Below are 7,034 nucleotides of genomic sequence, written 5' to 3'. Positions count from 1 at the left end.
ACCCAGAAAACCATTGCCCTGTCCATGAAAACGGGCAAGCTCACCGCCCAAGCACTGCAAGCTGCGCTGAAAAAATATTTGCAGCACCGGGCCAAGGGGCCAAAGCTGCACCACGGCAAGCAAAGCCTGAAACAGCTGAAAGCCCACGGCGCGGCCCTGACCAACATTGAAGTCACGGAGGCGAACATCGGGGCATTCAAGCCCTGCGCCAAGAAGTACGGCGTGGACTTTACCTTACGCAAGGATAAAACCACCCAGCCGCCCCACTACATCGTGATCTTCAAGGCCAAGGATGCGGACAATTTGGAACAGGCGTTCCGGGAGTTCACCGCCAAAACACTCTCCAAGGAGCAGCGGCCCTCCATCCGCAAGGTGCTAACAGCAGCCAAGCAGAAAGCGGCCCAGCAGCCGAAACGCGCCAAAGAAAAAATCAAGCAAAGGGGGCTGGAACGATGAAGCCTGAACTGAAAAAGCTGCTGGTGCTGAATCTGCCGTATCTGCTGTTCGTGTACCTGTTCGCCAAATGCGGGCAGGCATACCGTCTGGCGGCGGGCGTGGATGCTTCGGCCAAGCTGCTGCACCTGACGAACGGCATCTCGGCTGCCTTTGCAAACCCGCTGCCCAGCCTGCATCCGTTTGACCTCTGCGTGGGCGTTGCCGGGGCGGTGGCTGTCCGGCTCATCGTGTACAGCAAAGGCAAGAACGCCAAGAAATACCGCAAGGGTGAAGAATACGGCTCTGCCCGATGGGGCACCGCCAAGGACATTGCCCCCTATATCGACTCCAACTTTGAAAACAACATCTTGCTGACCCAGACTGAACGCCTGACCATGACCGGGCGTCCCAAAGACCCCAAGACCGCCCGGAACAAAAATGTGCTGGTGATCGGCGGCTCCGGCAGCGGCAAGACGCGGTTTTACGTCAAGCCCAACCTCATGCAATGCTTTCCCACTTCCGACTATCCAACTTCATTTGTGGTCACAGACCCGAAAGGCACACTGGTTCTCGAAACAGGCCAAATGTTCCAGCGGGCGGGCTACCGGGTGAAAATCCTGAACACGATAAACTTTTCCAAGTCCATGAAGTACAACCCGTTTGTTTACATCTACTCGGAAAAGGACGTGCTGAAACTGGTGAATACCCTTATCGCCAACACCAAAGGCGAGGGTGAAAAATCAGCAGAAGATTTTTGGGTGAAGTCGGAACGGCTGTTCTACACGGCTCTGATCGGCTACATCTGGTACGAGGCCCCGGCAGAGGAAATGAACTTCACCACCCTGCTGGAAATGATAAATGCCAGTGAAGCCCGCGAGGATGACCCAGACTTTCAAAGCCCGGTGGACCTCATGTTTGAGCGGCTGGAACAGAAAGACCCGGACCACTTCGCTGTCCGGCAGTACAAAAAGTTCTTGCTGTCGGCGGGCAAGACCCGTTCCTCCATCCTGATAAGCTGCGGTGCCCGTTTAGCCCCATTTGACATCCGGGAGGTGCGGGAGCTGATGGAGGACGATGAAATGGAGCTGGACACCATCGGGGATGAAAAGACGGTGCTGTTTTTGATTATGAGCGACACGGACACCACGTTCAACTTCATTCTCGCCATGCTCCAAAGCCAGCTTATCAACCTGCTGTGTGACCGCGCGGATGATAAATACGGCGGGCGGCTGCCTGTCCATGTGCGGCTGATTCTGGACGAGTTCGCCAACATCGGACAGATTCCCAACTTCGACAAGCTGATTGCCACCATCCGCAGCCGGGAAATCTCGGCATCCATCATTTTGCAGAGCCAGTCGCAGTTAAAAGCCATCTACAAAGATGCAGCCGAAATCATTTCGGACAACTGCGATTCTGTTCTCTTTTTGAGTGGGCGGGGCAAAAATGCCAAAGAGATCTCCGATGCGCTGGGGAAAGAAACCATCGACAGCTTCAACACCAGCGAGAACCGGGGTTCTCAAACCTCCCACGGACTGAACTATCAAAAATTAGGAAAGGCGTTGATGTCAGAGGACGAAATCGCAATCATGGACGGCGGCAAATGTATTTTGCAGCTGCGGGGTGTGAGGCCGTTCTTCTCGGAGAAGTTCGACATCACCAAGCACCCGCACTACAAGTACCTTGCAGATGCGGACAAGAAAAACGCCTTTGATGTGGACAGGTTCTTATCCACCCTGCGCCGGAAGCGGCGGCAGGTGGTCGCACAGGACGAACCGTTTGACCTGTACGAAGTTGACCTGTCGGATGAAGATGCAGCTGCCGAATGAGGCGGTATTTTTTGAAAAAACAATTTTGAGTGCCGCAGAACAAGCGGCAGAAAGTGAGGACCTTATGGAATTTTTTAACAGCGCAGTCGATACTTTGCAGACGATCGTGGTCGGTCTGGGCGGTGCCCTGTGTGTCTGGGGCGGCATCAACCTTTTGGAGGGCTACGGACAGGATAACCCCGGCAGCAAGAGTCAGGGCGTGAAGCAGCTGGTCGCGGGCGGCGGCGTTGCCCTGATCGGCGTGACCCTTGTCCCGCTGCTGTCCGGGCTGCTGGGCTAAGCCCTGCATCGCTGCCCGTACTTCCCGCATTTTTTGAATAATAATACTTAAATCCTACCGCGCTCTCCCACCGAACCGGGAGGGCGCGGGAAAGGAGGTATCTTTGATTAGTGAGATCATCGAAAAATGGATAAAAGGCATTTTGATCGATGGCATCACGGGCAACCTCTCCGGCCTGTTCGACAACGTGAACGCCAAGGTGGGCGAAATCGCTTCGGATGTCGGTTCCACCCCGCAGGCGTGGAACAGCAGCATTTTCAATATGCTGCGCAGTCTTTCCGAAACGGTGGTGCTGCCCATTGCAGCGGCCATCCTTGCCCTTGTGATGTGCCATGAGCTTATCCAGATGATTACCGAAAAAAACAATATGCACGACTTCGACACCTCCATGTTCTTCCGCTGGATTTTCAAGTCTGCCTTTGCCATCCTCATTGTCAGCAACACATGGAACATCGTCATGGGCGTGTTCGATGCCACCCAGAGCGTTGTCAACCAAAGCTCCGGCGTGATCATCGGCGAAACGTCCATCCACTTTGACCGCCTGATACCCGGATTGGAATTTCAGTTGGAAAGCATGACCATTGGCAGTCTGCTCAGCCTGTGGTTCCAGACCCTTGTTGTGGGCCTGACCATGAACATCCTGTCCATCTGCATTTTCCTTGTGACCTACGGGCGTATGATTGAGATTTATGTGGTCACGGCGTTAGGGCCTATCCCGCTGGCGACCATGGGCAGCAGCGAGTGGCGCAGCACCGGGCAGAACTATTTGAAGTCTTTGCTGGCACTGGGATTCCAAGCGTTCCTGATTATGATTGTCGTGGGCATCTATGCGGTGCTGATACGCAATATTTCGGGCGCGGCGGACATTGCCGGGGCCATCTGGGGCTGCATGGGCTATACCGTGCTGCTCTGCTTTTGTCTGTTCAAGACCGGCAGCATCAGCAAGTCGGTGTTCGGTGCCCACTAAGGCCGAGAAAGGAAAAACGTATGGCGTATGTGACCGTTCCCAAAGATTTGACCCATGTAAAATCCAAAGTTTTATTCGGGCTGACCAAGCGGCAGCTGGTCTGCTTCGGTGGTGCGCTCCTCACGGGCGGGCCGCTTTATTTTTTGACCCGCAACTATCTTTCCAACAGCGCAGCGGCGTTGCTGATGATTTTTGCCATGCTGCCGGGGCTGCTGTTCGCTTTGTTTGAGCGGCACGGCCAGCCCCTTGAAGTGGTGATTCAGCAAATGATTCAGTGCTGTTTTCTGCGGCCCAAGGAAAGGCCATATCAGACCAACAATGCTTACGCCGCCCTTGTGCGGCAATACCAAATGGAACAGGAGGTAAAGGCCATTGTCCAGAAAAACGACATCCCGCGAGACGGAAAAGCCCAAAAAGCTCACCCGCGCCCAGAAAAAAGAAATTGATGCCGTTATCCGCAAGTACAAGGGGGACGGCAAGCCCCGCACGGCGCAGGCCACCATCCCGTATGAAGCCATCTACCCGGACGGTGTGTGCCGCATTGACCGGCGCACGTTCTCCAAGTGCATTGCCTTTGAGGACATCAGTTATCAGCTGGCCCAGCCGGAGACCCGGACCGCCATCTTTGAACACCTGTGCGACCTGTACAACTATGTGGATGCCTCCATCCATGTGCAGCTTTCGTTTCTCAATCGCAAGGTTGACCCGGTGCAGTACGCGAAAAGTTTTGAGATTGCACCGCAGGGGGATGATTTTGACGACATCCGCGCCGAGTACACCGCCATCCTGCAAAAGCAGCTTGCCAGCGGAAACAACGGCATTGTCAAAACCAAGTACCTGACCTTCACCATCGAGGCAGACAATCTAAAAACCGCACGGGCGCGGCTGACCCGCATTGGTCTTGACCTGCTGGGCTATTTCAAGACCATGGGCTGCGTGGCGCACGTCATGGACGGACAGGCGCGTTTGGAGGTGCTGCACGGCATCTTCCACCCGGACGGGGAACCGTTCCGCTTTGACTGGGACTGGCTGGCGCCCTCCGGCCTGTCCACCAAGGACTTTGTGGCACCGTCCTCCCTCTGCTTCGGTACGGCCAAGACTTTTGGTCTGGGCGGCAAATATGGAGCTGTGAGCTTTTTACAAATCCTTGCGCCGGAACTTTCGGATGAAATGCTGGCCGATTTTCTCAAAACGGAAAGCGGCATTCTCGTCAATCTCCATGTGCAGGCCATCGACCAGACCGAAGCTATCAAGACGATTAAACGCAAAATCACCGACCTTGACGCCATGAAGATTCAGGAGCAGAAAAAGGCTGTCCGCTCCGGGTACGACATGGACATCCTCCCCAGCGACCTTGCCACCTACGGCGAGGATGCCAAAAAGCTGCTGAACAAATTGCAGACCCGGAACGAGCGGCTTTTCATGCTGACTTTTTTAGTGCTGAATGTGGCTGACACCAAGCAAAAGCTGGGCAACGATGTGTTCCAAGCGGCGGGCGTGGCACAGAAGTACAACTGCTCTCTTGTCCGGCTGGACTACCAGCAGGAGCAGGGCCTTGTGTCCAGCCTGCCGCTGGGCATCAACCAAATAAAGATTCAGCGCAGCCTCACCACCTCCAACGTGGCGGTGTTCGTGCCCTTTGTCACGCAGGAGCTTTTCCAGAGCGGTGCGGCCATGTACTACGGCATCAACGCAAAATCCCACAACATGATCATGCTGGACCGCAAGCAGGCCCGGTGTCCCAACGGCTTGAAGCTGGGCACGCCCGGCAGCGGCAAATCCATGAGCTGCAAGTCCGAAATCGTCAGTGTGTTTTTAACGACTGCTGACGATATTTTTATTTCAGACCCAGAGGCCGAGTATTATCCGCTGGTCAAGCGGCTGCATGGGCAGGTCATTAAACTTTCGCCCACCAGCAGGGACTATGTAAATCCGCTGGATATCAACCTGAATTATTCCGAAGATGACAGTCCGCTTGCCCTAAAATCGGATTTTGTGCTGTCGTTCTGTGAACTGGTCATGGGCGGCAAAACGGGTCTGGAAGCGATTGAACGCACCGTGATAGACCGTGCCGTGAAAGCTATCTATCGCCCCTATCTGGCAAACCCCTGCCCAGAGAATATGCCGATTCTCTCTGACCTCCACCAAGCCCTGCTCGACCAGCACTTGCCGGAAGCGGACCGGGTAGCGCAGGCATTGGACTTGTATGTGTCCGGCTCGCTGAATGTGTTCAACCACAAAACGAATGTGGACATCCATAATCGGCTTGTGGCCTTTGACATCAAAGAACTGGGCAAGCAGTTAAAAAAATTGGGGATGCTCATTATCCAAGACCAGATATGGGGCCGTGTTACCCAGAACCGCAGCCAAGGCAGGGCTACATGGTACTTTGCAGATGAGTTCCATTTGCTCTTGAAAGAAGAACAGACCGCTGCTTATTCCGCAGAAATCTGGAAACGCTTCCGCAAATGGGGCGGCGTACCCACAGGCGCCACCCAGAATGTGAAGGACCTTCTTTCTTCCCCGGAGATCGAGAACATTCTGGAAAACAGCGACTTTATCACGCTGCTGAATCAGGCATCCGGCGACCGCAAAATCCTTTCGGAACGGCTGAACCTCTCCGCAGACCAGCAGAAGTACATCGACAATTCCGAACCGGGCGAAGGACTGCTGATTTTTGAAAATGTGGTGCTGCCGTTCTCAAACCCTATCCCGAATAACACCCAGCTCTATAAAATTATGACCACCCGGCTCAGCGAGGTGGTGGAACTATGAGCCTAACGCATTTCAGTTTGTTTTCCGGCATCGGCGGCATCGACCTTGCCGCGGAAGCAGCGGGTTTCACTTCGGTCTGCCAATGCGAGTGGGCAGCATTTCCCGCCGCTGTGCTGGCAAGCCACTGGCCGGAGGTGCCCCGCTTTCAGGACATCACCACCGTAACAAAGGAGGCTTTCTTTGAAAAAACAGGATTTCGCACCGTCACCCTCATTTCAGGTGGTTTCCCGTGCCAGCCGTTCTCCACCGCAGGGCGGCAGCGCGGCTTCCACGATGAACGCTACCTGTGGCCCGAAATGCTGCGGGTCATCCGGGAATTGCAGCCCCGTTGGGTGCTTGGAGAAAATGTTGCTGGCTTCCTCCGTATGGGGCTCGACAAAACGCTCATTGACTTGGAGCAGGCAGGTTACGATGTTCGGGTTTTCGTATTACCTGCTGCTGCCGTTGGCGCGTGGCACGAACGGAAACGGGTATTCATCATCGGCTCCGCTGCTTCCCACGCCCCTTGCCAGCGACACCGGGGATGTGGGCAAGGGGTTGGACATCCAAATCTCTGCGAATGGCAGCTACCGCAAGATGAACAAGGATGGCAAGGCATGGACGGCGCGGCTTTCCCATGTGGTCTACCACATGACCCCAACCACGCTGGAAAGGCCCTACCTCAACCCGGACTGGGTAGAGTGGCTGATGGGTTTCCCGCGCAAATGGACGGACATTCCCTTTGGGCCGAAGAACCCGCCGACATCCCGCG

At 55.0% G+C, this 7,034-nt stretch carries 7 protein-coding genes; all 7 read left to right on the top strand.

The features are described from left to right. A partial coding sequence (locus DW937_RS09330) for a PcfB family protein (protein WP_133300975.1) occupies positions 1 to 456 on the top strand: 456 nt, incomplete at its 5' end. Then, positions 453 to 2,261 carry a VirD4-like conjugal transfer protein, CD1115 family gene (locus DW937_RS09325; protein WP_120120754.1) on the top strand — a complete coding sequence of 603 codons (1,809 nt, stop codon included), beginning with the start codon at positions 453 to 455 and terminating at the stop codon, positions 2,259 to 2,261. The genes DW937_RS09330 and DW937_RS09325, both read left to right, overlap by 4 nt. 64 nt (positions 2,262 to 2,325) lie before the next feature. Continuing rightward, complete coding sequence (locus tag DW937_RS09320; RefSeq protein ID WP_005922889.1) at positions 2,326 to 2,541, top strand: Maff2 family mobile element protein; 216 nt, start codon at positions 2,326 to 2,328, stop codon at positions 2,539 to 2,541. Positions 2,542 to 2,644: 103 nt separating this feature from the next. Then, the gene (locus DW937_RS09315; RefSeq protein WP_120120753.1) at positions 2,645 to 3,508 is read left to right on the top strand and encodes a VirB6/TrbL-like conjugal transfer protein, CD1112 family; all 864 of its coding nucleotides are present in this window, start codon (positions 2,645 to 2,647) and stop codon (positions 3,506 to 3,508) included. A gap of 20 nt (positions 3,509 to 3,528) precedes the next feature. After that, positions 3,529 to 3,954, top strand: a complete 426-nt coding sequence (locus tag DW937_RS09310) for a PrgI family protein (RefSeq protein ID WP_120120752.1) — start codon at positions 3,529 to 3,531, stop codon at positions 3,952 to 3,954. Continuing rightward, the gene (locus DW937_RS09305; RefSeq protein WP_120120751.1) at positions 3,881 to 6,283 is read left to right on the top strand and encodes a VirB4-like conjugal transfer ATPase, CD1110 family; all 2,403 of its coding nucleotides are present in this window, start codon (positions 3,881 to 3,883) and stop codon (positions 6,281 to 6,283) included. Before DW937_RS09310 ends, DW937_RS09305 begins: the two co-directional genes overlap by 74 nt. Further along, a partial coding sequence (dcm, locus tag DW937_RS09300) for a DNA (cytosine-5-)-methyltransferase (protein ID WP_120120758.1) occupies positions 6,280 to 7,034 on the top strand: 755 nt, incomplete at its 3' end. The genes DW937_RS09305 and dcm, both read left to right, overlap by 4 nt.

Origin of the sequence: Faecalibacterium sp. AM43-5AT, from assembly GCF_003603345.1 — a bacterium.
Taxonomy (GTDB): domain Bacteria; phylum Bacillota; class Clostridia; order Oscillospirales; family Ruminococcaceae; genus Faecalibacterium; species Faecalibacterium taiwanense.
The sequence above is the reverse complement of the archived record's forward strand: the minus strand, read 5'-3'. Positions and strand labels throughout refer to the sequence as shown.